This window comes from Pseudomonas sp. NCIMB 10586 (assembly GCF_023127895.1).
Lineage (GTDB): Bacteria > Pseudomonadota > Gammaproteobacteria > Pseudomonadales > Pseudomonadaceae > Aquipseudomonas > Aquipseudomonas synxantha_A.
On the sequence record NZ_SPKQ01000001.1, the window covers coordinates 41,866 to 66,168 of the forward strand.

Here is a 24,303-nt window from a genome sequence, read left to right on the forward strand (position 1 = left end):
TTTTTGTACTAAGCATATAGCAGGGTGCGTGCCAACTTTTGTGCCGGCCAGCAAAATCAGGGGGTTGAGGTGGTTTTGCAGTTTTCGAGGGCAAAAAAAAGCCGGGGCTTCGTTACCGTAAGCCCCGGCTTTTGTTACGTGAAAAGTCAGCGGTAACAGTTTTTTCACATTAACAGGTGTTACCCATAGGGGCGCACCCTCAGCTCTCGCTGGCAACCCCGGTCTTGCGCCGCGGAATGCCCAGGCGCTGGCGCCGCTCCCACAGGCACTTGCGACTCACACCCAGTTTGCGGGCCAGTTCGGTCTCGGTCATATGGTCCTGATGTTCCAGGACGAAATGCTGGAAGTAGTCTTCCAGTGACAAATCCTCCGTCGGCTCATGACTGGTATTGCTACCGCCGCCCTGTTGTGGGGCCAGGCCGATGAAGTCATCGTCTTCCAGGTCACTGAGCTCGATATCGATGCCCAAAAGCTCGGCGGAAATCTCCGGGCTTTCCGACAGGATCACCGCGCGCTCCACGGCGTTCTCCAATTCCCGCACGTTACCCGGCCACGAGTAATGCCGGATTGCCTGCTCGGCGTCCGCGGCAAACTTCAGGTCGGTACGGTTGATGCGTGCGCTCTGGCGTAACAGGAACGCACTGGCGATCTCGTTGACGTCGGCGCCGCGCTCGCGCAGGGCTGGCAATTTGAGGGCGATCACGTGCAGGCGGTAATACAAGTCTTCACGGAACTGGCCGATCTTGGCCAGGCTCTTGAGGTCACGGTGCGTCGCTGCAATAAGCCGCACATCAACCTTTTGCGATTGCACCGAACCGACTCGGCGAATCTCGCCTTCCTGCAACACCCGCAACAAGCGCGCCTGGGCTTCCAGTGGCAGTTCGCCGATTTCATCGAGGAACAAGGTTCCGCCGTCCGCCGCTTCAACCAGGCCAGCACGCCCGGCGCTGGCGCCGGTGAACGCGCCTTTCTCGTGACCGAACAGTTCGGACTCGATCAGCGATTCAGGGATTGCCGCGCAGTTCACCGAGATCATCGGTGCCTTGGCGCGCTTGGACAGGTTGTGCAGGGCGCGGGCAACCAGCTCCTTGCCGGTGCCCGACTCGCCCTGGATCAATACATTGGAATCGGTCGGCGCCACTTTGCGGATCTTGCTGTACAGATCCTGCATCGGCGGGCAGGAGCCGATGATGCCGATCTCGCCATTGCTGTTGTCCACACCGGGCTTGTCGGCGCCGTTGGTCGCTTTGCCGACTGGACGCTGTTCGGCAGGCGCGCTGCTGGCCGACTGACGGTCACGCAGGATGCGGGCCACGGCTTGGAGCATCTCATCGTGATCGAAAGGCTTGGCGATATAGTCCACCGCGCCCATCTTCATCGAGTCGACCGCCGAGCGCAGGCTGGCGTAGCTGGTCATGATCAGCACCGGGGTGCCTTGGCCCAGCTTGATCAGCTCGGTGCCCGGAGCTCCAGGCAGGCGCAGGTCGCTGACAATCAGGTCGAACGTGGGGATGCTGAACCGCTCCTGGGCTTCCTGCACCGAGCCGGCTTCGCTGACCTGGTACTGATTTCGTTCAAGCAGGCGACGCAAGGCAGAGCGGATAATGGTTTCGTCTTCGACGATCAAAATGTGCGGCATTGATTCAATTCTCTCGACGGTCTCAGTTCACAGCGGACGTCGCTTCGACATGACGCGGCAAGGTCACCCGGATACGGGTGCCGCGTTGGCTTTCGGTGTCAGCCGGGCTGTCGATGGTGATTTGTCCATAATGCTCTTCAACGATGGAATAGACCAGTGCAAGGCCCAGACCGGTACCTTCACCGGGGTCCTTGGTGGTGAAGAAGGGTTCGAACAATCGGTCCATGATGTTCTGTGGGATGCCGCTGCCTTCGTCCTCCACGATCAGGTCGACCGTGTGCTCGAAAGCCTCGCTCTTGACGCGTACAGCGCTGCCGGCCGGCGACGCATCGCGTGCGTTGGACAGCAGGTTGATCAGCACTTGGGCCAGGCGTTGCGAGTCGCCATCGACCCAATGTTCCGGATCACACAGATTAAAGAACTGTACTTCGAAATTGCGCCGATTCAAGGCCAGAAGCCCAATGGCGTCCTGCGCGACCTCGGCCAGGCACACCGCTTCGTCCTGGTTTTGATGCGCGCCGGAGTGGGCGAAGCTCATCAGCGACTGCACGATGCGCGAAACGCGCTTGGTCTGTTCAAGGATCTGCCCGCTGATTTCAGTGATTTCACCGTCTTCCTCGCGCTCTTCGCGCAGGTTCTGCGCCAGGCAGGCGATACCGGTGATCGGGTTGCCGATTTCGTGGGCCACGCCGGCTGCGAGACGACCAATACTGGCCAGGCGCTCGGAATGCACCAGCTTGTCTTCGAGCATCTGCGTGTCGGTGAGGTCTTCCACCAGCAAAACCAGGCCGCTGTTACCGGGGGCCAGGGGCTCATCAATGGCGGCTTTGTGCAGGTTGAGCCAGCGGGTCTGGCCGTCGAGGGCCAGGTGCTGCTTGTGCAAGTGCTCGTCGGGCAGGTTGATAAACCCCTGAAGCAGTTCTTTCCACGGATCGGCCAGGGTATTGAGGCGCGAACCCACTACCCGCTGCGCGGCGATGCCGGTGAGTTCTTCCATGGCCTTGTTCCACATCAGGATTTCCTGGTCCTTGGCCAGGGAACAGACACCCATCGGCAGTTCCTGCAAGGTCTGGCGGTGGTAACGGCGCAAGGCATCGAGTTCGGCGGCCAGGCCGGTGAGGCGTGAGTGGTAATCCTCCAGCCGGCTTTCGATGAAATGGATGTCTTCGGTCACGTAGTTTTCGCCGCCCGCCTTGTAGGGCAGGAAGGTTTCGACCATGTCCTGGGACACGCTGGGGCCCATCAGGCCGGAGAGGTTGGCCTCGATACGGTCACGCAGACGGCGCAGGGCATAGGGGCGACGCTCGTCGAACGGCAGGTAGAGGTCACGCAGCGCTTGCTCGACCTCCTTTTGCGCCGCCTTGGCGCCCAGAGGCTTGGCCAGTTGCGTGGCAAACTCCTGGGGCGAGGCTGCGTGCAGTTCGCGGCGTTGCGGGCGACGCACGTTGTCCACTGCGCAGGCTTCGGCGGCGCTGGTTTCTTCGGCACTGGCGTTGGTGAACAATGAGATCAGGGTAAACATCAGTACGTTGGCGGCCAGCGAGGCAATGGCCGCCATGTGCCAACTGGTGTCGTCGAGCACGTAAATCATGTTCAGCAACGGGATGTAGAAGCCCTGCAAGTTGCCGACCAGTGGTAGCAACATGGTGACGATCCACACCAGGATCCCCGCCAGCAGCCCTGCGATAAAACCACGGCGGTTGGCGGTCGGCCAGTACAGCACCGACAACACCCCCGGCAGGAACTGCAAGGTGGCGACAAACGCGACAATGCCAAGGTTGGCCAGGTCTTGCCCTGCGCCGAGCAGCAGGTAGAACCCGTAGCCGGCGGTAATGATCGCAACGATCAGCGCGCGGCGGGTCCATTTCAACCAGCGGTAGATATTGCCCTCAGCCGGCGGCTGGTACAGCGGCAGCACCAAGTGGTTGAGTGCCATGCCCGATAGCGCCAGCGTGGTGACAATGATCAATCCACTGGCCGCCGACAAACCGCCGACATACGCCAGCAGTGCCAACGCCGGGCTGTTGGCGGCAATGCCGATGCCCAGGGTGAAATACTCAGGGTTGGTGGTGGCCCCCAGTTTCAGGCCGGCCCACAGGATCAACGGCACCGCCAGGCTCATCAGTAACAGGAACAGCGGCAAACCCCAGCTCGCACTCACCAGTGAGCGTGGGTTGAGGTTTTCGGTGAAGGTCATGTGGTACATGTGCGGCATTACGATCGCCGAGGCGAAGAACACCAACAGCAGCGTGCGCCATGGGCCTTCCTGCAAGGGTGTGTGCAGGGCGGCGAGGGCAGTCTGGTTTTGCAGCAGCCACAGCTCCAGCTGTTGCGGGCCGTCGAACACGCCGTAGAGCGCATACAGGCCGACGCCGCCGATGGCGATCAGCTTGATGACCGACTCAAAGGCAATTGCGAACACCAAACCTTCGTGTTTCTCGCGGGTAGCAATATGGCGCGAGCCGAAGAAAATTGTGAACAGGCTGATCAGTGCACAGAAAGCCAGGGCAACACGGTGTTGCACGGGTTCGCGGGTCAGGATGCTGATGGAGTCTGCCACTGCTTGAATCTGCAGGGCCAGCAACGGCAGTACGCCGATCAGCATGAAAATCGTGGTCAGCGCACCGGCCCAGGTACTGCGAAAGCGGAAGGCAAACAGGTCCGCCAGGGATGATAACTGGTAGGTACGAGTGATTTTCAGGATCGGGTACAGCAACACCGGCGCCAGCAGGAATGCACCGGACACCCCCAGGTAACTGGACAGAAAGCCGTAGCCGTACTGATAGGCCAGGCCCACCGTACCGTAGAACGCCCAGGCGCTGGCGTACACGCCCAGGGACAAGGTGTAGGTCAGCGGATGGCGAATGATCGCCCGCGGAATCATTCCGCGCTCACTGATCCAGGCCACGCCGAACAACGCAGCCAGATAGGCAGCGCTGATCAGCAGCATCTGGGTGAGGCTAAAGCTCATCGGCATCTTTTTGGCTCTGCAGGATGAAGGTCACGACGATCAGGATCAGCCATAGCAGATAAGGGCGATACCAGGCGCCCGTGGCGTCGATCCACCAATCCATGATGGCGGGGGAGAACAGGTAGATCCCGACGACCAGCAACAGGACCAATCGATAGATGTACATATTGGCCTCTGATTAAAAATCTGCGGCGATGGTAACGGATGGCGGGCAACCTGCAAGCGCCTTCAACTCAATTGCGCTTCGGCCAGCGTGAGTGTGCGCGGGATCTGCGTCGCGTCCCAGTGCGTAATGCCCCAATCCAGCAGTTCCCGTGGGCTTGCGTAAAGCAGTTCGTTACCGGCTGGCTGGCCGAGGGCGCGCAGTGCGCGAAGCAGCAAGGGCGTGGCCTGGTCGGCGGTCAACGGTGGGGAGCGGTAGGATTTTCCCAGTTTGTTGCCGTCCGGCTGCACAATCAGTGGTACATGCAGGTAACGTGGCTGGCGCAGGCCGAGCAGCTCTTGCAAGTAAAGCTGGCGCGGCGTGGAGTCCAGCAGGTCGGCGCCGCGCACGATATCGGTAACCCCTTGCCAGGCATCGTCGAGGACCACGGCCAACTGATAGGCGTAGAGGCCGTCGCGGCGCCTGATGATGAAGTCGCCGGCGTCGCGGCCAAGATGCTGTCGGAACTCGCCCTGCACGCGGTCGGTAAAGTGGTATTCCAGTTCAGGTACACGCAGACGGATGGCAGCATCCTGCTGGTCGTGGCCGGCATTGCGGCACAAGCCTGGGTAAATCCCGTTGTAGGGTTCCAGTTGCTTGCGCGAGCATGTGCAGGCATAGGCCAGGCCATGGTTGAACAGGTCATTCAGCACTTTGGCGTAGGCGTCATGCCGCTCGCTCTGCCGAACCAGCTCGCCATCCCATTCAAAGCCGTAGCTTTGCAGGGCATGCAGGATCGCTGCCTGGGCGCCGGGCTCTTCACGGGGAGGGTCAAGGTCTTCCATGCGCATCAACCAGCGGCCATGTTGGGCGCGTGCGTCGAGGTAGGAGGCGAGGGCAGCAACCAGGGAGCCGAAGTGCAAATGGCCGCTGGGCGTGGGGGCGAAACGCCCGATATAGGTAGAGGCTGTCATGGGCGGATACTACTGCAAAACCGGTAAACGCCAGAAACAAAAATGGGGCGTTTGCACGCCCCATTCGTTCAGTTCGGCAGGGTTACTTGCCGACCTGTTTTTCCTTGATTTCAGCCAAGGTCTTGCAGTCTACGCACAGGTCCGCAGTCGGGCGGGCTTCGAGGCGGCGAATACCGATCTCGACGCCGCAGGATTCGCACCAGCCATACTCTTCGTCTTCGATCAATTGCAGGGTCTTGTCGATCTTCTTGATCAACTTGCGTTCGCGATCACGAGCGCGCAGTTCAAGGGCGAATTCCTCTTCCTGGCTGGCACGGTCTGCCGGGTCCGGGAAGTTGGCTGCTTCGTCCTTCATATGGTCAACCGTGCGGTCGACTTCCTGCATCAAGTCCTGCTTCCACTGCTTCAGGATTTTGGAGAAGTGCTCGCGCATGGGCTTGCCCATGTATTCCTCGCCCTTGGATTCAACGTAGGGCTGGAAACCGCTGATGCTCTGTTGCTTTGCTTGGGTGGACATGAATAGACCGCCTCTCACTCTTCTAATCCATTGCGCAGGATTGCAACGTCACCGACACCTGCCGGCCCTGCGGCTGCAAGCGGGCGAACTTACCAGATAGATTCAGGGTGCGCTACTCCCGGTTGTCGAGCTCCAGGGCAAAGGGGTTGCAAACTGCAGCAGCCCGCCATGACTGGGTATGTATCGCCTCGAATGTTGATTTTAGCTGTTTTACGAGCGTGCGCAGGGTGCACTTGCAGCCCCAATCAGGCAATAGAGCATGTTTTACCGCGAGGGTTCGGTAGAATCCTGATTTTGTCCTCACCGTTAAGGAAGGCTAATGGCTCAGCCCTACAGTGCGCGCAGTCGCGCCATCGAACCTTTTCATGTCATGGCGTTGCTGGCACGCGCCAATGAGCTGCAGGCTGCCGGCCACGACGTGATCCATCTGGAAATCGGCGAACCGGACTTTACCACCGCCGAGCCGATCATCCAGGCCGGCCAGGCTGCGCTGGCCAACGGCAAGACGCGCTACACGGCGGCCCGTGGGGTGCCCGAGTTGCGCGAGGCCATCAGCGGGTTTTACCAGCAGCGCTACGGCTTGAGTGTCGATCCCGAGCGTATCTTGATTACGCCCGGTGGCTCCGGCGCGTTGCTGTTGGCCAGCAGCTTGCTGGTCGACCCTGGCAAGCACTGGCTGCTGGCTGACCCAGGCTACCCCTGCAATCGACACTTTCTGCGGCTGGTAGAGGGCGCGGCGCAATTGGTGCCGGTGGGGCCTGAGGTCCGCTATCAGTTGACCGCCGATCTGGTCGCCAGGCATTGGGATCAGGACAGCGTGGGCGCGCTGGTTGCGTCCCCGGCCAATCCTACCGGCACAGTCCTCACAAGGGACGAACTGGCAGGCTTGTCGAGTGCAGTCAAAGCGCGTAACGGCCACTTGGTAGTGGACGAGATCTACCACGGCCTTACCTACGGCACCGATGCCGCCAGCGTGCTGGAAGTCGACGATGACGCCTTCGTCTTGAATAGTTTTTCGAAGTATTTCGGCATGACCGGATGGCGCCTCGGTTGGCTGATAGCGCCTCCTGCTGCGATCAGCGAATTGGAAAAACTGGCGCAGAACCTCTACATCAGTGCGCCGAGCATGGCCCAGTACGCTGCCTTGGCCTGTTTTACCCCGCAGACCCTGAGCATTCTTGAAGAACGCCGCGCCGAATTCGGCCGGCGTCGTGACTTTCTGCTGCCGGCGCTGCGCGAGCTTGGATTCGGTATCGCCGTGGAGCCGGAAGGGGCGTTTTATTTGTATGCCGATATCAGCGCGTTCGGCGGCGATGCCTTCGCGTTCTGCCGTCACTTTCTGGAGACCGAGCACGTGGCTTTTACACCCGGGCTGGATTTCGGTCGTTATCAAGCGGGCCACCATGTGCGTTTTGCCTACACGCAAAATATTGACCGGCTGCAAGAAGCGGTGGAGCGCATCGCTCGTGGCCTGCGGAGCTGGCAAGGCTGATGCGCTTTTATCCTCCTCTTGAAGAAGGGCGGCTGATCCGCCGCTACAAGCGTTTTCTCACCGATATCGAAACCGTTACCGGCGAGTTGCTTACCATTCATTGCCCGAACACCGGCTCGATGCTCAATTGCATGGTCGAAGGTGGCCAGGTCTGGTTCAGCCGGTCCTCGGACCCCAAGCGCAAGTTGCCAGGCACCTGGGAAATTGCCGAAACGCCTCAGGGCCGGCTGGCGTGCGTCAACACCGCGCGGGCCAATCAGCTGGTTGAAGAGGCGCTGCTGGCTGGCGTGATCACTGAACTCAATGGCTTTACGGCGCTCAAGCGTGAAGTGCCGTACGGTCAGGAGAAGAGCCGCATTGACTTCCGCCTGGATTACCCACAGGGCGCCGCCTTCGTGGAGGTCAAAAGCGTCACCCTGGGTTTTGACGCAACCTCGGTGGCGGCTTTTCCTGATGCAGTGACGCAGCGCGGTGCCAAGCACTTGCGCGAACTGGCTCACCTGGCGCGTGAAGGCGTGCGGGCGGTGCAGTTGTATTGCGTGAATTTGTCGGGCATCGATGCGGTTCGCCCAGCGGTGGAAATTGACGCCGGTTACGCTGCGGCGTTACGCGAGGCCAAGGCCGCGGGTGTGGAGGTGCTGGCTTACGGCGTACGGGTCACACCGCAAGAGATGTATGTCGAGCGTCGACTGAAGGTGTTGTTGGGCGACTAGAGTTCTACCCACAAGCCTTGTTCATCCTCATGGCCGGGCAGGGCGGTGAGACTCTGGCCTGCGCACGGGCCGGCGATGCACTCGCCGCTCTCGATCAGGAATAGGGCGCCATGGGTGGCGCATTGGATCAGGCTGGCGCTGGCGTCGAGGAAGCGGTCGGGCTGCCATTCCAGCGGGACGCCGCGATGGGGGCAGCGGTTGCGATAAAAGTAGGCAATGCCGTCTCGGCGCACGGCCAGCAGTTTATGGCCATCGATATCAAAACCGCGGCTGCTGTCGGGTGCGAGGTCGCTTGAGGGGCAGAGAAACTTCATTTCAATCCTTAAGTGCCTTGACGTTCAAATGCAAACAATTATCAAATGGCCGCTTCGCCCGTCAGCTGACTGGGTGCTTAATACGATGTCCGGCAGCAATGTTCTGTCACATTGATGAGTGCCTGAATGGCCCTGCCCTAGGAAGGAAACCCTGTTATGCGCCTGAGTACCAGCGCTATTGCGCTTGTTGCCTCATTACTGGTCAACCACGGGGCACACGCCTCTGAACTGCCACAACGCTGGGTCAGTGCTGGAGGGGCGCTATCGGAATGGGTGACGGCTTTAGGCGGCGAATCGAAATTGGTCGGGGTCGACACCACCAGCCAGCATCCGCAGTCGCTCAAGGCGTTGCCGAGCATTGGCTACCAGCGGCAGCTGTCCGCTGAAGGCATTCTCAGCCTGCGCCCGCAAATCCTTGTGGGCACTGAGGAAATGGGGCCGCCGCCGGTACTGGCGCAGATTCGCAATGCCGGCGTGCAGGTCGAGATGTTTTCGGCCCAGCCGGATTTGCCGACATTGAAGGGCAACCTTGAACACTTGGGAAAACTGCTGGGCAGTGAGACCCGGGCAGACGCACTGTTTGCCAAATACGGGCAGGCGCTGGAGCAGCAAAAAAGCTGGGTGACCAAGGCCCAGGCGGCGCAAAAGGCTCCGGGCGTGCTGTTGTTGCTGGGCCATGCCGGTGGCAAGCCGCTGATCGCGGGCAAGGACACGGCCGCCGATTGGATATTGCAGCAGGCGGGCGGACGTAACCTGGCCACGCACTCGGGCTATAAGCCCTTTTCAGTCGAGTCTTTGGCGGGGTTGAGTCCTGATGTGCTGGTGTTTGCCGATCGCGCGCTGACCGGTGATGCGGCGCGCGCTGCCTTGTTCAAGGAAAACCCGATTCTCGCGTCGACACCGGCAGCCAAGCGTGGGCGAGTGTTTGAACTGGATCCGACCTTGCTGGTGGGTGGCCTGGGGCCGCGATTGCCAGAAAACCTGGTGAAACTGTCCGCTGGTTTTTATCCGTCCCAGGCTAAATCGGCTCCATGACCACTCTGCTTAAGCCCAAGACACTGTTTATTGGCCTGTCGCTGCTGTGTGTGTTGGCGATCTGGCTTTCATTGGCCCTCGGACCGGTCAGCTTGCCGTTGATTGATACGCTCAGAGCCGCGTTAAGGCTATTGGGCGTGCCGATTGAGGCGGCGGGGTTGGAGCAGGCTGAATTGATTCTGGGGCAGATTCGCCTGCCGCGGACCCTTTTGGGGCTGGCCGTCGGCGGTGTCCTTGCGTTGTCGGGCGTGGCGATGCAGGGGTTGTTTCGCAACCCGCTGGCCGATCCTGGGTTGGTGGGTGTGTCCAGCGGTGCGGCGTTGGGGGCAGCGGTGGCGATTGTCGGCGGTTCGTTCTTCGGTGGGCTGCCGGATGCGTTCGGTCCCTATTTGTTGTCGCTGTGCGCATTTCTGGGGGGGCTGGGCGTTACCGCACTGGTCTACCGATTGGGGCGTCGCAATGGCCAGACCAATGTCGCAACGATGCTGCTTGCCGGTATCGCGCTGACGGCACTGGCCAGCTCAACGGTGGGGCTGTTTACCTATCTGGCCGACGATGCCACCTTGCGCACCCTGACGTTCTGGAACCTGGGCAGCCTCAATGGCGCGAGCTATTCGCGGTTGTGGCCCTTGCTGTTGGTAAGCGCGGGCGTGGCGCTGTGGTTGCCGCGCCGGGCGAAAGCGCTGAACGCATTGCTGCTGGGTGAGTCGGAGGCCAATCATCTGGGCATTGATGTTGAGGGGCTCAAGCGCGAGTTGGTGTTCTGCACGGCCCTGGGCGTTGGCGCAGCCGTGGCGGCTGCGGGCATGATTGGTTTTGTCGGTTTGGTGGTGCCACATCTGGTGCGGCTGCTGGCGGGGCCGGATCATCGGGTGCTGTTGCCGGCGTCAGTGCTGGCGGGCGCGAGCCTGCTGTTGTTTGCCGACCTGGTGGCGCGCTTGGCGTTGGCGCCGGCGGAACTGCCGATCGGTATTGTCACTGCATTTATCGGTGCGCCATTTTTCCTCTATTTATTGTTACGAGGGCGCGCCTGATGCTGCGGGTAGAAGCGTTGCAGATTCGGCGCGGTGGTAAAACCGTGTTGTCCGATGTCACCTTGGACCTGCTGCCGGGCGAAGTGCTGGGCGTGCTGGGGCCCAATGGTGCGGGCAAAAGTACCTTGCTCGGAGCGCTGTGCGGGGAGTTGTCGCCTGATGAGGGCAAGATCTGGTTGGACCAGCAAGAATTGAAGAGTCTGGGAGGGGCGCAACGTGCCCAGCGTCTGGCGGTGTTGCCACAGACGTCCACCCTGGACTTCGCCTTTCGTGTCGAAGAGGTGGTGGGCATGGGGCGCTTGCCTCATCAGACCGGGCGAGTGCGCGACGATCAAATCGTCCGCGCGGCGCTGCACGCGGCCGACGTGGGCCACCTGAGTGGCCGCAGTTACCTGGCCTTGTCGGGCGGCGAGCGACAAAGGGTGCACTTGGCGCGGGTGTTGGCGCAGTTATGGCCAGGTGAGGCGGGGCAAACGTTGTTGTTGGACGAGCCAACGTCGATGCTTGATCCCCTGCACCAGCACACCACCTTGCAGGCGATTCGCAGCTTTGCCGACAAGGGGGCTGCGGTGCTGGTGATCCTGCATGACTTGAACCTGGCGGCGCGTTACTGCGACCGGATCCTGCTGCTGGAAGGCGGGCGCCCCCATGCTCTGGATAGGCCCGCAACAGTCCTGCAACCTGAGCCACTCAAGGCTGTATTTGGTCTGGATGTGCTGGTACAACCGCATCCGGAGCGGGGACATCCGCTGATCATTGCGCGCTGAAGTCAGTAATTTGCAGGCAAAAAAAGACCCGGCAAGAGCCGGGTCAAATAACCGTGATTAGCCTGATGAGGAGATAATCTGAGAGTCCGAACCAATGGTCTTTCAGTTATCGGCTGATCTCGCGACCAGTTGTGATAATCATAACGATTCTCATTTGAGAGTCAACTATTGTTTTATCTGCTCATCCAGTTTTTCTCAAACGCTCGTTTGTAATGCCTGTAAACATTGGGCTTGAGGGCCGATCTAGTTTTTCTGCCGCGCTGACAGGGCATCCAACTGGCGGTTCAGCGCCTCCTTGCGTTCAGAGGGGAGGTCGTTCCAGTGCACATCCATCAATGCGCCTTCAATGGCGTACAGCAGAACTTTCGAGGCTCGGAAGCCGCGAGTCCGTACGGCTCGGTAAGCATCGACCGCGCCCAGGCGGCGCAAGTCAGACGCGCTGTGGATACCCACCGCATGCAGCCACTGCGCTGATGTCTTGCCGAGGTTTTTCAGGTGTTGCAGCTCATCGTTCATCAAGCCTCCTTGCGACGGCCGAATGGTGCGGTGGGTATCGTGACCAGGCAGCCTGAAAATGAGTGTAGCGCTCAGTAGGAAAAACGCAGTTCTTTGGGCAGGAACGGCTGAAAAGCTTATAAGAATGTGGCGATGCTTTAGCTGACGGGCAGGCGTGAAACGCCCGGCACGCTTGAGGCGAAGCCGGGGTTCAGAAGGTGGATTACTTGGTGCGGTAGCGTAGGCGAGTGCCGAAGTTGACTGACATCAGGATCTCGTCAGCCGTGAGCTCGGGTGGGAAGTAAGTGCCGGAAATCTGCGCGTGGGCCAGGCTCGCGCCTTCCATCGAGCAGTCGCGTAAATCCAGGCCGCGCAAGTCGGCAGAGCGAAAATAGGCGTCGGTGAAGTCAACGCCTGCGGCGTTCAGATCTCGCAGGTCCAGCCCTCGGAAGTCGCCACCGCGCATATCGATGGTGCCGTCTTGAGGGCGCTGCTGGTTGAAGCCGCGGATGTCATCCTTGTGCAGGAGCGCATAGAGCGGGGTATCAAGAAGCTTGGGCTGACTCACGATAGCGACTCCTGTTAGGTGGTGATGTCATTATAGTGGCTATATTGCCGGGTCGTGCGCCATGTGGGCGACACGACCAGGAAATATTGCTTACAAGCCCGGGAGGCGCTGGCGAATATGCGCGACCAACGCATCCAGCGTTCCGCTTTCATTGGTTTCCACGCGCTTGCTCAGCAACAGCTCTTGCGCCGTCAACGGCTCACGACTGGCTTGCTGCTCTTGGATAACGCTTAGCGTTGCGTCGGACGGATCGTTTTGATCCGCCTGACGTTGTGCCAGCCAACTGCTGATAACCGCTTGAGGTGCGTTGCAATCGAGGATCAGGAATGGCGCGCCGGTGGCTTCGGCGATCTGGGCTGCCGCATCACGTTGAGCGCGTTTCAAGAAGGTCGCATCCAGCACCACCGGGTAACCTGCGCGTAGTACGGTCTCGGCAATTTCGTTCAAGCGTGTATAGGTGGCAATGCTGGCGTCCTGATTGTAGATGCCGGCCTGTGGCGCGTTTTCGACCTGCTGCTCGCCAAACAGACGCTTGCGCTCCACATCCGAACGCAGGCGTACGGCGCCCAGGGCCTCGACCAGGCGCATGGCTACATGGCTCTTGCCTACCGCTGAAACACCATGGGTGATTGCCAGAAAGCGCGACGGAATGGTGCTGTAGCTTTCCGCCAGGTTGGCGTAGTTGCGGTACTGGCGCAGGGTAGTGGCGCGCTGCACCGGGCTTGCCTCGCTCGGCATGCTGAACAGCGCAACCTTTGCACGTACCAGCGCACGGTAGGCTTTATAGAAATTCAGCACTTCCAGGCCTTGATAGTCGCCGGTCAGTTCCAGGTACTGGCTGATGAAGCGGCGCGCCAGAGACTTGAGCCCACGGTCTTCAAGGTCCATGGCGAGGAAGGCGGTATCGGCGTACACATCGGTAAAGCGGAAAGGCTCGTTGAACTCGATGCAGTCGAAGATCACGACGTGGCCGTCAATCAGGGTGGCGTTGCCCAGATGGATGTCACCGTGGCATTCGCGAGTGAAACCATTGAGCTTGCGTTGTTCCAGCAGCGGCTTGAGGCGCTCGAAGCTGCTTTCGGCCCAGGCTTGCAGGGCCTCAAGTTGAGTCAGGTCAGCTTTGTCGCTCAGGAACGGGCGAATCTGGTCGAAGTTCTGGCGTACCGGCGCCATGACTTCATCCGGCGTGCCGGCCGGGTGCTCTTGCGGGACCTTGGGGGCAGTGAGGTGAAAGTGCGCAATCTGACTGGCCATCTCGTCGATGTGGGCGTTGGTCAGTTCGCTGTTGGCTTGCAGGGTGCTGAGCATCTGGCTTTGCGGGAACTGGCGCATTTTCAGTGCGTACTCGATGACCGGGCCGTCGCCGCCCAACTGCGGCGCGTCGGCCGTGCCGGTAATCGGCAACACTTCGAGATACAAATCTTTGGTCAAGCGCTGGTTGAGACGCAGCTCCTCATTGCAGAAGTGGCCACGTTTTTCCAGATCGGTGAAATCCAGAAATCCGAAGTTCATCGGTTTCTTCAATTTGTAAGCATAGGGACCTGTCAGAACCACCCAGGAAATATGGGTCTCGATGACTTGAAATGCTTCAACCGGATGAGGGTATAAAGCCGGGTTTTGCAGGGCAGCGATCAGGGACTGGCTCACGGGCGATCCTTCAAAGTCTGGGAGAAATCATCGTGGCCATTATGGCTGCTGATGCCAGTCGTGCAAACCGCTGTCCGGCTCATGTTGATCATCAATAAAGTGCGTATAATCCGCCGCCATGACTCGAACCCGATCTCCCCGTTCCCGTAAAAAACCTCCTTCCCGCAGCTTGCGCCCCTGGTTGGGCTGGGCGCTCAAGCTGGGCCTGGTTGGCCTTGTGGTGGTCGCCGGCTTTGCGGTGTACCTCGATGCCGTGGTGCAGGAAAAATTCTCTGGCAAGCGCTGGACGATTCCGGCCAAGGTGTATGCACGCCCGCTGGAACTGTTCTCCGGGCAGAAGCTGAGCAAGGAGGACTTCCTTACCGAGCTCGACGCACTGGGCTATCGCCGCGAACCTGTGAGCAATGGCCCCGGCGCCGCAGCCGTCAGCGGCAACACCGTCGACCTGAACACCCGTGGGTTCCAGTTCTACGAAGGCCTGGAAAAAGCTCAGCCGGTACGCGTGCGTTTCTCCGGCGATTATGTGGCTGAACTGTCCTCGCTCAATGGCTCCAAGCTGCCGGTAGTGCGCCTGGAACCGTTGATGATTGGCGGTATTTATCCGAAAAACCTAGAAGATCGCATCCTGATCAAGCTTGATCAGGTACCGCCTTATTTGCTGGAAACCCTGGTGGCGGTCGAAGACCGCGATTTCTACAGCCATTGGGGCGTCTCGCCGAAGTCGATTGCCCGCGCTGTCTGGGTCAACACCTCCGGTGGCAAGATGACCCAGGGCGGCAGTACGCTCACGCAACAATTGGTCAAGAACTTCTACCTGACCAACGAGCGCAGCCTCACCCGTAAACTCACCGAAGCCATGATGGCGATGTTGCTGGAGCTGCATTACAGCAAGCAGGAAATCCTTGAGGCGTACCTCAACGAGGTATTCGTCGGTCAGGATGGCCAGCGCGCGGTGCACGGTTTCGGTTTGGCCAGCCAGTTTTTCTTTGGGCAACCGTTATCCGAGTTGAAGTTGCATCAGGTCGCGCTGCTGGTGGGCATGGTCAAGGGGCCGTCCTATTACAATCCGCGTCGCAACCCGGAGCGTGCGCTCGAACGTCGCAATCTGGTACTCGATGTATTGGAGCAGCAGGGTGTCGCGACGGCTGAACAAGTGGCCGCCGCGAAGAAAATGCCGTTGGGTGTGACCACTCGCGGCAAGTTGGCCGATAGCTCGTTCCCCGGCTTTATCGATCTGGTCAAGCGCCAGTTGCGTGAAGACTACCGCGACGAAGACTTGACCGAAGAGGGCTTGCGGATTTTCACCAGCTTCGACCCGATCCTGCAGATGAAGGCCGAAGCGTCCGTCAACGACACCTTCAAACGCCTGACCGGCCGTAAAGGCTCGGATGAAGTCGAAGCCGCCATGGTCGTGACCAACCCGGAAACCGGTGAAGTCCAGGCCATGATCGGCAGCCGCCAGGCCAGTTTCGCCGGCTTCAACCGCGCACTGGACGCCGTGCGGCCGATTGGCTCGCTGGTCAAGCCTGCGGTCTACTTGAGTGCGTTGGAAAAACCCAGCAAGTACACGCTGACCAGTTGGCTGTCGGATGACCCGTTGTCGGTCAAAGGAGCGAATGGCCAGGTATGGACGCCGAAGAACTTCGATCGCCGTTCCCATGGCACGGTGTTCCTGTATCAGGGGCTGGCGCATTCCTACAATATTTCCACCTCGCGCCTGGGGCTTGAGGTCGGTGTGCCAAATGTCCTGAAAACCATCGCGCGACTGGGGGTGGAGCGTGAGTTCCCGGCATTCCCGTCCATGCTTCTGGGCGCTGCGGCCATGACCCCGATGGAAGTGGCGACCATGTACCAGACCCTCGCCAACGGTGGCTTCAATACACCGATGCGCGGGATCCGCAGTGTGCTGACCGCCGAAGGCGAACCGCTCAAGCGCTACCCGTTCCAGATCCAGCAGCGTTTTGACGCGGGCTCTATCTACCTGATCCAGAACGCCATGCAGCGTGTGATGCGTGAGGGTACAGGGCGCTCGGTGTACAGCGTGCTGCCGTCGAACCTGACGCTGGCGGGCAAGACCGGTACCAGTAACGACTCGCGTGACAGCTGGTTTGCGGGTTTCGGCCAGGATGTATTGGCCGTGGTGTGGCTGGGGCGTGACGATAACGGCAAGACGCCGTTCACCGGTGCGACCGGCGCGCTGCAGGTATGGACCAGTTTCATGCGCAAGGCTGACCCGTTGCCGCTCAACATGCCCCAGCCGGACAATATCGTGCAGGCCTGGATTGATCCGCACACCGGCCAGGGCTCTGATGCCAACTGTCCGGGGGCGGTGCAGATGCCGTATATTCGCGGCAGCGAACCACCACCCGGCCCTGCGTGCGGTGGCAGTGCCCCTGCTGACGCGGATTCGGTGATGGATTGGGTCAAGGGCTGGATGAATTAAGCAAAGAGGGTTTCAAGTGAACAAGTTGTGGATTCCAGCAATTACGGCTCTGGCTTTGCTCGGCGGTTGCTCCAGCGTGCAGCGCGGCTCCATCCCTGTGGTGGACTCAAGCACGTCCGTCTCCAATAACGACCGCATTTCGGCCAATGGCGGCTTCCGTCAGACGGTAGTCAAGCGGCCTGCCCAGGCTGCAACCCAAGCAATTCCCCAGGACTCCGGCGTCGTGGTGATGGTGCCTGGCAGTGGTGCTGCAACCTCGGCGCCTATCAGCGCCGAGCCATGGACCCCAGGCCCTAGCACTTCCGGGCCGGTTAACGCCACGCCGATTCAAACCGCGCCGGTCAACCAGGGCACCTATAACATGCCTTCGACGCCGAGCGGTATTCCGTCATCGTCCAATGCGGGCGGGTTGTCGGCTGACGAACAACTCGATGGCCCGGTGCTGGCGCTGCTCACCACCGCTCAGCAGCAGCAGGCGGGTGGCGATTTGAATGGCGCCTCGTCGAGCCTTGAACGTGCCCAGCGCGTGGCGCCGCGTGAGCCACAAGTGCTGTATCGCCTGGCCCAGGTGCGCATGGCCCAGGGCGATGCGCCCCAGGCGGAGCAATTCGCTCGCCGTGGCCTGAGCCTGGCCAATGGCCGCCCAGACCTGCAAGCCAGCCTTTGGGCCTTGATCGGTGATGCGCGTGCCGCCCAGGGCGATGCAGCGGGTGCCGCCCAGGCGCGACAGAAAGCCAAGGTCAGCCTCTGATGGATGCACGTTTCCCAGCGATCGCCGAACAGCTATTGCTGATCGAGCGAGAACTGCGCGTGCAGGGCTGGTGGGATGAAGAGTCCCCCGGTGCTGAAGCGCTCAGCAGTGTCGAACCCTTTTCAGTCGATACCCTGGACTTCCACCAGTGGCTGCAATGGATCTTCCTGGTACGCATGAAGCAGATCCTTGAACAGGACCTGCCCTTGCCGAATGCATCGGGGATCCTGGAAATGGCCGAGATGGTCTATGCCGACCGACCGCGGGAGAGCCTCGGCTTGCGTAACGCGCTGAAAAAGTTCGATCAATTGATCGTCGACGCTCGTTAATTGCCTGACTGCCGGGTTTTCCGGCAGTCTTGCGCACATTTCTACCGCTTGACGACATTCAGGCGAGTTTTATCCCTCCTCAAAGCCCTTTCTTCTACGTTCTCATGCGCTTAGTTGGAAAAAAGCGCAATTATTGCTTGACTTGAAGGGCCTGAAACAGAAGAATCCAAAGTCCGCTGTATCGGGACTGCCAGAAGCAGGCCCGCTCAGCAGATCATGAGGCGCACACCCGCGCCGACCTGTAACACCCGCAACGCGTTACCTCGCGCTGGGTGGGAAAAGCCCGCAACACTTGGGACGATCCCAATACTTGCTCAGTCAGTGCTGACGTAGTCGGCGACCACCGTCGCTCATGCTCTGTTGAGAAGTAAACCTATTAAGACCCGTCGGTTTTTAACGGACGGTATTCTGGCGTTTTAGAGGTGAACAACGTGGAGCTTTTATCTGGCGGTGAGATGCTCGTCCGCTTTTTGCGTGACGAAGGCGTCGACTATATCTACGGGTACCCAGGTGGTGCTCTGCTGCATGTCTACGACGCACTGTTCAAGGAACCGGCTGTTACCCACATCCTGGTTCGCCACGAACAGGCCGCGACCCATATGGCTGACGGTTACGCCCGTGCCACCGGTAAAGCCGGCGTGGTACTGGTAACGTCTGGCCCAGGCGCAACCAATGCCATTACCGGTATTGCGACTGCGTATATGGACTCCATCCCGATGGTGATCATTTCTGGCCAGGTGCCAAGCACCATGGTCGGCACCGACGCTTTCCAGGAAACCGACATGATCGGTATTTCCCGCCCGATCGTGAAACACAGCTTCATGATCAAGCACGCGTCGGAAATCCCGGAAGTCATGAAGAAGGCGTTCTACCTCGCACAGTCCGGTCGTCCGGGCCCTGTGGTGGTGGATATCCCGAAAGACATGACCAACCCGGCCGAAAAATTCGAATACATCTTCCCCAAGAAAGCCAAGCTGCGTTCCTACAGCCCGGCCGTCCGCGGGCACTCGGGGCAAATCCGCAAGGCGGCAGAAATGCTCCTGGCAGCCAAGCGCCCCGTGTTGTACTCCGGCGGTGGCGTGATTCTGGGCGGCGGTTCCGCTCCGCTGACCGAACTGGCCAAGCTGCTCAACCTGCCGGTGACCAACACCCTGATGGGCCTCGGCGCATTCCCGGGTACGGACCGCCAGTTCGTCGGTATGCTCGGTATGCACGGCAGCTACACCGCCAACCTGACCATGCACCACGCTGACGTGATCCTGGCCGTGGGCGCGCGGTTCGATGACCGTGTGATCAATGGTGCGAGCAAGTTCTGCCCGAATGCCAAGATCATCCATATCGACATCGACCCGGCGTCCATCTCCAAGACCATCAAGGCCGATGTGCCGATCGTGGGGCCGGTGGAGAGCGTGTTGACCGAAATGGTCGCAGCGCTCAAGGACATCGGCGAGGCACCGAACAAGGAGTCCGTTGCCAGCTGGTGGAAGCAGATTGACGAATGGCGTGGTGATCGCGGCCTGTTCCCTTATGACAAGGGCGACGGCAGCATCATCAAGCCACAAACCGTGATCGAAACCCTGTGCGAAGTGACCAAGGGCGACGCCTTTGTAACCTCCGACGTGGGCCAGCACCAGATGTTCGCGGCGCAGTACTACAAGTTCGACAAGCCTAACCGCTGGATCAACTCCGGTGGCCTGGGCACGATGGGCTTTGGTTTCCCTGCGGCCATGGGTGTGAAACTGAGCTTCCCGGATGCCGACGTTGCCTGCGTCACCGGCGAAGGCAGCATCCAGATGAACATCCAGGAGCTGTCGACGTGCCTGCAATATGGTCTTCCAGTGAAGATCGTCTGCTTGAACAACGGCGTGCTCGGCATGGTTCGTCAATGGCAGGACATGAGCTACGGTAGCCGTCACTCCCACTCCTACATGGAATCGTTGCCGGATTTCATCAAGTTGGTTGAAGCCTATGGCCACGTCGGCATTCGCATCACTGATTTGAAAGATCTGAAGCCGAAGATGGAAGAAGCGTTCGCCATGAAAGACCGCCTGGTGTTCATCGATATTCAGGTCGATACCAGCGAGCACGTCTATCCGATGCAAATCAAAGACGGCTCCATGCGCGACATGTGGCTGAACAAGACGGAGCGTACTTAATCATGCGGCATATTATCTCCCTGCTTCTGGAGAACGAGCCCGGCGCCTTGTCCCGTGTTGTCGGCCTGTTTTCGCAACGCAACTACAACATCGAAAGCCTGACCGTGGCGCCGACCGAAGACCCGACCCTGTCGCGCCTGACGTTGACCACTGTTGGCCACGATGAGGTGATCGAGCAGATCACCAAGAACCTCAACAAGCTGATCGAAGTGGTCAAGCTGGTCGACCTGTCGGAAAGCGCCCACATCGAGCGCGAACTGATGCTCGTCAAGGTCAAGGCCACGGGTGCCCAGCGTGCCGAGATCAAGCGCACTACCGATATTTATCGCGGGCAGATCGTCGATGTGAGCGCCAGCGTTTATACCGTTCAACTGACCGGTACAAGCGACAAGCTGGACAGCTTCATCCAGTCGATCGGGACAGCCTCGATTCTGGAAACCGTACGCAGTGGTGTCACCGGGATTGCCCGTGGCGACAAAGTACTCAGCATCTAACCCAAATTAGCGAATGGCCTTACGGCCTGGATATATAGAGGAACCTCATGAAAGTTTATTACGATAAAGATTGTGACCTGTCGATCATCCAGGGCAAGAAAGTCGCCATCATCGGCTACGGTTCCCAGGGTCACGCACAAGCGTGCAACCTGAAAGATTCCGGCGTGGACGTCACCGTTGGCCTGCGCAAAGGTTCGGCTACTGTTGCCAAGGCTGAAGCCCACGGCCTGAAAGTGACCGACGTTGCTTCCGCCGTAGCGGCTGCCGACCTGGTCATGATCCTGACCCCGGACGAGTTCCAGTCCTCGCTGTACAAGAACGAAATCGAGCCGAACATCAAGAAGGGCGCCACCCTGGCCTTCTCCCACGGCTTCGCGATTCACTACAACCAGGTTGTGCCGCGCGCTGACCTCGACGTGATCATGATCGCGCCGAAAGCGCCGGGCCACACCGTGCGTTCCGAGTTCGTCAAAGGCGGTGGTATCCCTGACCTGATCGCGATCTACCAGGACGCGTCGGGCAACGCCAAAAACGTTGCACTGTCCTACGCTGCTGGCGTTGGTGGTGGTCGCACCGGCATTATCGAAACCACCTTCAAGGACGAGACTGAAACCGACCTGTTCGGCGAACAAGCCGTTCTGTGCGGCGGTACCGTTGAGCTGGTCAAAGCCGGTTTCGAAACCCTGGTTGAAGCTGGCTACGCGCCGGAAATGGCCTACTTCGAATGCCTGCACGAACTGAAGCTGATCGTTGACCTCATGTACGAAGGCGGTATCGCCAACATGAACTATTCGATCTCCAACAACGCCGAGTACGGTGAGTACGTGACTGGTCCGGAAGTGATCAACGCCGAGTCCCGCCAGGCCATGCGCAACGCCCTGAAACGTATTCAGGACGGCGAATACGCCAAAATGTTCATCAGCGAAGGCGCTACCGGCTACCCTTCGATGACCGCCAAGCGCCGTAACAACGCCGCTCACGGTATCGAAGTCATCGGCGAGCAACTGCGCTCCATGATGCCGTGGATCGGTGCCAACAAGATCGTCGACAAAGCCAAGAACTAAGTCGTACGCATCAAGGGAAAACGCGGCTTAGGCCGCGTTTTTTCGTTTGACGGGCCGGTTCTGGTATAAAGCTGCATCGTTTGCGGGCGAACACTCGCCGCAAGTATCTGTCGAATTTTTTCACACCGTTGCAAGGTAAAGTCCATGAGCGAACGTCCCGAAGAGCCAAACCAGGCTTCCGACGCCGAAAGCATGCTGCCGATCGATGAACATGTCGAAGAAGGGCATGACGCCGAAGGCCGTAAGGTCCGGCATCGTGGCATCTATCTTCTGCCCAATCTGTTTACGACGGCGAACCTGTTTGCCGGCTTTTATTCCATCATCAACTCCATGAGTGCCCAAAGTGCGCTGGCGGCAGGTGATGCGGCGAGTGCCAGCAAGTACTTTGGTTTTGCTGCCATCGCAATCTTCGTGGCCATGGTGCTCGACGGCCTGGATGGGCGCGTAGCGCGGATGACCAACACCCAAAGTGCTTTTGGCGCCGAGTACGACTCGCTGTCGGACATGGTTGCCTTTGGTGTCGCCCCTGCGCTGCTGGCTTTTGCTTGGGCATTGGGTGACATGGGCAAGGTCGGCTGGATGGTTGCCTTCATCTATGTCGCCGGTGCCGCGTTGCGACTGGCGCGTTTCAATACGCAGGTGGGCACTGCCGACAAGCGTTACTTCATCGGGCTTGCCAGCCCGGCAGCCGCCGGCGTCGTGGCGGGTATCGTCTGGGCGTTCAGTGATTACGGCATCCAGGGGTCGAAGATGTCGTTCCTGGTAGCGTTGATGGTTGCAGCGGCCGGGATGCTGATGGTCAGCAATATCAAGTACAACAGCTTCAAGGAGCTGGACCTCAAAGGGCGCGTACCTTTCGTGGCGATCCTTGTGGTGGTGCTTGTGTTTGCAGTGGTGTTCAGTGATCCGCCGCGGATTCTGCTGCTGGCGTTCCTGGTTTACGCCGCGTCTGGTCCGATTCAGTATTTGCTGCATCTGCGCCGGGACAAAACATTGCCTTAATGTAATTTCCCCCATACTCCGCAGTCTATTGGTGCATCAGTTCTCCAATGCTGCGGAGTTGCCATGTTAATCAAACTACCCAAAGCGTCCGATTGCCATGAATCGGATGTCACGCCTGAATCCCTCTATTTCTCTCGTCGCAGTTTGCTCGGCGGTGCGCTGGCCGGTATTGCCGCCAGTAGCTTGCCGCGTTGGGCCAGTGCGGGCGATGCGGCGCGTTATGCCGATGTCGAAGCGGGCAGGGCGCCCAACTGGTTTGCCGAGAAGCTTCCTGGTACGAAATGGCAGGCGGTGACGGTCAAGGACGAGGCGATCACGCCGTTCAAGGATGCAACCCACTACAACAATTTTTATGAGTTCGGTACCGACAAGGGCGACCCGGCGGCGAATGCAGGTGCGCTCAAGACCGAGCCGTGGAGTGTTGTGATCGATGGTGAGGTGGCCAAGCCTGGGCGTTATGCCTTGGAAGACTTCATGAAACCCTATGAGCTGGAAGAACGGATCTATCGATTGCGCTGCGTTGAAGCCTGGTCGATGGTGATTCCGTGGATCGGTTTCCCGATCTCGGCCTTGCTCAAGCAGGTTGAACCTACCTCCAAAGCGAAGTACATCCGTTTTGAAACCCTCCAGGACCCGAAGAGCATGCCTGGGCAGCGCTCCAGTTTCGGCTTGATCGACTGGCCTTATGTAGAAGGGCTGCGTCTGGACGAAGCGATGAACCCGCTGGCGATTCTCGCCGTAGGTATGTATGGGCGCGAGCTGCCTAATCAGAATGGTGCGCCGTTGCGCTTGGTGGTGCCGTGGAAGTACGGCTTCAAAAGTGTCAAATCCATCGTGCGGATCAGCCTTGTCAGCGAGCAGCCGAAAACCACCTGGCAGAGCATTGCGGCTGATGAGTATGGGTTCTACGCAAATGTGAACCCTACGGTCGATCATCCGCGGTGGACCCAGGCGCGGGAGCGACGTCTACCCAGTGGCCTGTTCAGCCCGAACGTGCGCGATACGCAGATGTTCAATGGCTACGCGGATGAGGTCGCGTCTTTATATACAGGTCTCGATCTGCGGAAGAACTACTGATGCGCTTTCCAATCTGGCGCATTGGAGTCTTTATAGCTGCGGCGGTTTGGCCATTGCTCTGGTTGTATGAAGCATGGAGTTTTGCCCTGGGGCCTGATCCGGGCAAAGTGCTGGTCGATCGCTTGGGGCTGGGTACGTTGATCCTACTGCTGATCACGCTCGGGATGACGCCGCTGCAGAAGTTGAGCGGTTGGGCAGGGTGGATCGCGGTACGCCGGCAGTTGGGGCTGTGGTGCTTCGCCTATGTAGTACTGCATTTGGCGGCATACTGCGTGTTCGTCCTTGGGCTCGATTGGTCGCAGCTCGGCGTAGAACTGCGCAAGCGGCCCTACATAATTGTGGGGGCGCTGGGGTTTATGGCTCTATTGGTGCTGGCTGTCACATCCAACCGCTATAGCCAGCGTCGATTGGGTAGCCGCTGGAAGAAGTTGCATCGCTTGACCTATGTGATCCTGGGCCTGGGTTTGCTGCACATGCTCTGGATAGTTCGGGCTGATCTGAAGGAATGGGCTGTCTACGCTTCCATTGGTGCACTGCTTCTTTTGTTGCGGGTGCCACCGGTGATGCGCCGAATCCCTCGCCTTATTGCTAAAAAGACACCTTCTGCCACAAAAGTGTAATTAACCCTTGACGGCAGATTCTGGAAGCCTATAATTCGCCCCACTTCCGGCGCAGTCGA

Annotated in this window: 23 protein-coding genes; 14 read left to right on the forward strand and 9 right to left on the reverse strand. The window is 59.5% G+C overall.

The window, feature by feature from the left end; translation table 11 throughout:
- Positions 1-199 precede the first annotated feature (199 nt).
- The 5 genes from E4P01_RS00175 to dksA form a co-directional block, all read right to left on the reverse strand.
- Entirely contained in the window at positions 200-1,639 is a 1,440-nt protein-coding gene (locus E4P01_RS00175) for a sigma-54 dependent transcriptional regulator (protein WP_032879456.1), read from the reverse strand.
- A 22-nt stretch (positions 1,640-1,661) separates the two neighbouring features.
- A complete protein-coding gene (locus tag E4P01_RS00180; RefSeq protein ID WP_005791453.1) occupies positions 1,662-4,616 on the reverse strand; it encodes a sensor histidine kinase in 2,955 nt (984 codons plus the stop codon).
- On the reverse strand, positions 4,600-4,776 hold the full coding sequence (locus tag E4P01_RS00185; RefSeq protein ID WP_003176118.1) for a hypothetical protein: 177 nt from the start codon (positions 4,774-4,776) through the stop codon (positions 4,600-4,602). Before E4P01_RS00185 ends, E4P01_RS00180 begins: the two co-directional genes overlap by 17 nt.
- A gap of 62 nt (positions 4,777-4,838) precedes the next feature.
- Positions 4,839-5,726, reverse strand: coding sequence for a tRNA glutamyl-Q(34) synthetase GluQRS (gene gluQRS / locus E4P01_RS00190; protein WP_032879458.1), 888 nt, complete (start codon positions 5,724-5,726; stop codon positions 4,839-4,841).
- Between the two features lie 82 nt (positions 5,727-5,808).
- A complete protein-coding gene (gene dksA, locus E4P01_RS00195) occupies positions 5,809-6,243 on the reverse strand; it encodes an RNA polymerase-binding protein DksA (protein WP_005791430.1) in 435 nt (144 codons plus the stop codon).
- Between the two features lie 319 nt (positions 6,244-6,562).
- Here dksA and E4P01_RS00200 point away from each other — a divergent pair, with 319 nt between their 5' ends.
- A complete protein-coding gene (locus E4P01_RS00200; RefSeq protein WP_005791428.1) occupies positions 6,563-7,735 on the forward strand; it encodes a pyridoxal phosphate-dependent aminotransferase in 1,173 nt (390 codons plus the stop codon).
- A complete protein-coding gene (gene sfsA / locus E4P01_RS00205; protein ID WP_005791427.1) occupies positions 7,735-8,448 on the forward strand; it encodes a DNA/RNA nuclease SfsA in 714 nt (237 codons plus the stop codon). Before E4P01_RS00200 ends, sfsA begins: the two co-directional genes overlap by 1 nt.
- Here the strand turns inward: sfsA and E4P01_RS00210 are convergent.
- Positions 8,445-8,762 carry a Rieske (2Fe-2S) protein gene (locus E4P01_RS00210; RefSeq protein ID WP_032879462.1) on the reverse strand — a complete coding sequence of 106 codons (318 nt, stop codon included), beginning with the start codon at positions 8,760-8,762 and terminating at the stop codon, positions 8,445-8,447. The genes sfsA and E4P01_RS00210 overlap by 4 nt on opposite strands.
- Positions 8,763-8,918: 156 nt before the next feature.
- Between E4P01_RS00210 and E4P01_RS00215 the strand changes: the two genes are divergently transcribed.
- Genes E4P01_RS00215 through E4P01_RS00225 form a run of 3 tightly spaced genes read left to right on the forward strand, consistent with a single transcriptional unit; the run spans position 8,919 to position 11,598 of the window.
- Complete coding sequence (locus E4P01_RS00215; RefSeq protein ID WP_103734794.1) at positions 8,919-9,797, forward strand: ABC transporter substrate-binding protein; 879 nt, start codon at positions 8,919-8,921, stop codon at positions 9,795-9,797.
- A 50-nt stretch (positions 9,798-9,847) separates the two neighbouring features.
- Positions 9,848-10,831 carry an iron ABC transporter permease gene (locus tag E4P01_RS00220; protein WP_177327434.1) on the forward strand — a complete coding sequence of 328 codons (984 nt, stop codon included), beginning with the start codon at positions 9,848-9,850 and terminating at the stop codon, positions 10,829-10,831.
- Entirely contained in the window at positions 10,831-11,598 is a 768-nt protein-coding gene (locus tag E4P01_RS00225; RefSeq protein WP_078822315.1) for a heme ABC transporter ATP-binding protein, read from the forward strand. The genes E4P01_RS00220 and E4P01_RS00225 overlap by 1 nt, the downstream gene beginning before the upstream one ends.
- A 243-nt stretch (positions 11,599-11,841) precedes the next feature.
- On the opposite strand, the gene E4P01_RS00230 is transcribed toward E4P01_RS00225, so the two are convergent.
- The 3 genes from E4P01_RS00230 to E4P01_RS00240 form a co-directional block, all read right to left on the reverse strand.
- On the reverse strand, positions 11,842-12,114 hold the full coding sequence (locus E4P01_RS00230) for a TfoX/Sxy family protein (protein WP_005791418.1): 273 nt from the start codon (positions 12,112-12,114) through the stop codon (positions 11,842-11,844).
- A 202-nt stretch (positions 12,115-12,316) separates the two neighbouring features.
- Positions 12,317-12,661, reverse strand: coding sequence for a pentapeptide repeat-containing protein (locus E4P01_RS00235; RefSeq protein WP_032879466.1), 345 nt, complete (start codon positions 12,659-12,661; stop codon positions 12,317-12,319).
- Between the two features lie 90 nt (positions 12,662-12,751).
- Positions 12,752-14,308: a bifunctional aminoglycoside phosphotransferase/ATP-binding protein gene (locus E4P01_RS00240; RefSeq protein WP_078822314.1), complete on the reverse strand. Its 1,557-nt coding sequence runs from the start codon at positions 14,306-14,308 to the stop codon at positions 12,752-12,754.
- Between the two features lie 118 nt (positions 14,309-14,426).
- On the opposite strand from E4P01_RS00240, the gene mrcB reads away from it, so the two are divergent.
- The 9 genes from mrcB (at position 14,427) to msrQ (ending at position 24,244) form a co-directional block, all read left to right on the forward strand.
- The gene (mrcB, locus tag E4P01_RS00245) at positions 14,427-16,751 is read left to right on the forward strand and encodes a penicillin-binding protein 1B (RefSeq protein WP_005791412.1); all 2,325 of its coding nucleotides are present in this window, start codon (positions 14,427-14,429) and stop codon (positions 16,749-16,751) included.
- 16 nt (positions 16,752-16,767) lie between these two features.
- Positions 16,768-17,502 (forward strand): tetratricopeptide repeat protein, encoded by a 735-nt coding sequence (locus E4P01_RS00250; protein ID WP_005791411.1) that lies wholly within the window; start codon positions 16,768-16,770, stop codon positions 17,500-17,502.
- Complete coding sequence (locus E4P01_RS00255) at positions 17,502-17,831, forward strand: YqcC family protein (protein ID WP_032879470.1); 330 nt, start codon at positions 17,502-17,504, stop codon at positions 17,829-17,831. Before E4P01_RS00250 ends, E4P01_RS00255 begins: the two co-directional genes overlap by 1 nt.
- A 431-nt stretch (positions 17,832-18,262) precedes the next feature.
- Entirely contained in the window at positions 18,263-19,987 is a 1,725-nt protein-coding gene (locus E4P01_RS00260; RefSeq protein ID WP_005791407.1) for an acetolactate synthase 3 large subunit, read from the forward strand.
- Between the two features lie 2 nt (positions 19,988-19,989).
- Positions 19,990-20,481 carry an acetolactate synthase small subunit gene (ilvN, locus tag E4P01_RS00265; RefSeq protein WP_003176102.1) on the forward strand — a complete coding sequence of 164 codons (492 nt, stop codon included), beginning with the start codon at positions 19,990-19,992 and terminating at the stop codon, positions 20,479-20,481.
- A gap of 47 nt (positions 20,482-20,528) precedes the next feature.
- Positions 20,529-21,545 carry a ketol-acid reductoisomerase gene (gene ilvC, locus E4P01_RS00270; RefSeq protein WP_003194132.1) on the forward strand — a complete coding sequence of 339 codons (1,017 nt, stop codon included), beginning with the start codon at positions 20,529-20,531 and terminating at the stop codon, positions 21,543-21,545.
- 144 nt (positions 21,546-21,689) lie between these two features.
- Positions 21,690-22,547 (forward strand): CDP-diacylglycerol--serine O-phosphatidyltransferase, encoded by an 858-nt coding sequence (gene pssA / locus E4P01_RS00275; RefSeq protein WP_005791399.1) that lies wholly within the window; start codon positions 21,690-21,692, stop codon positions 22,545-22,547.
- Positions 22,548-22,610: 63 nt separating this feature from the next.
- Complete coding sequence (gene msrP / locus E4P01_RS00280; protein WP_032879471.1) at positions 22,611-23,624, forward strand: protein-methionine-sulfoxide reductase catalytic subunit MsrP; 1,014 nt, start codon at positions 22,611-22,613, stop codon at positions 23,622-23,624.
- Positions 23,624-24,244: a protein-methionine-sulfoxide reductase heme-binding subunit MsrQ gene (msrQ, locus tag E4P01_RS00285; protein ID WP_032879472.1), complete on the forward strand. Its 621-nt coding sequence runs from the start codon at positions 23,624-23,626 to the stop codon at positions 24,242-24,244. Before msrP ends, msrQ begins: the two co-directional genes overlap by 1 nt.
- Positions 24,245-24,303 lie beyond the last annotated feature (59 nt).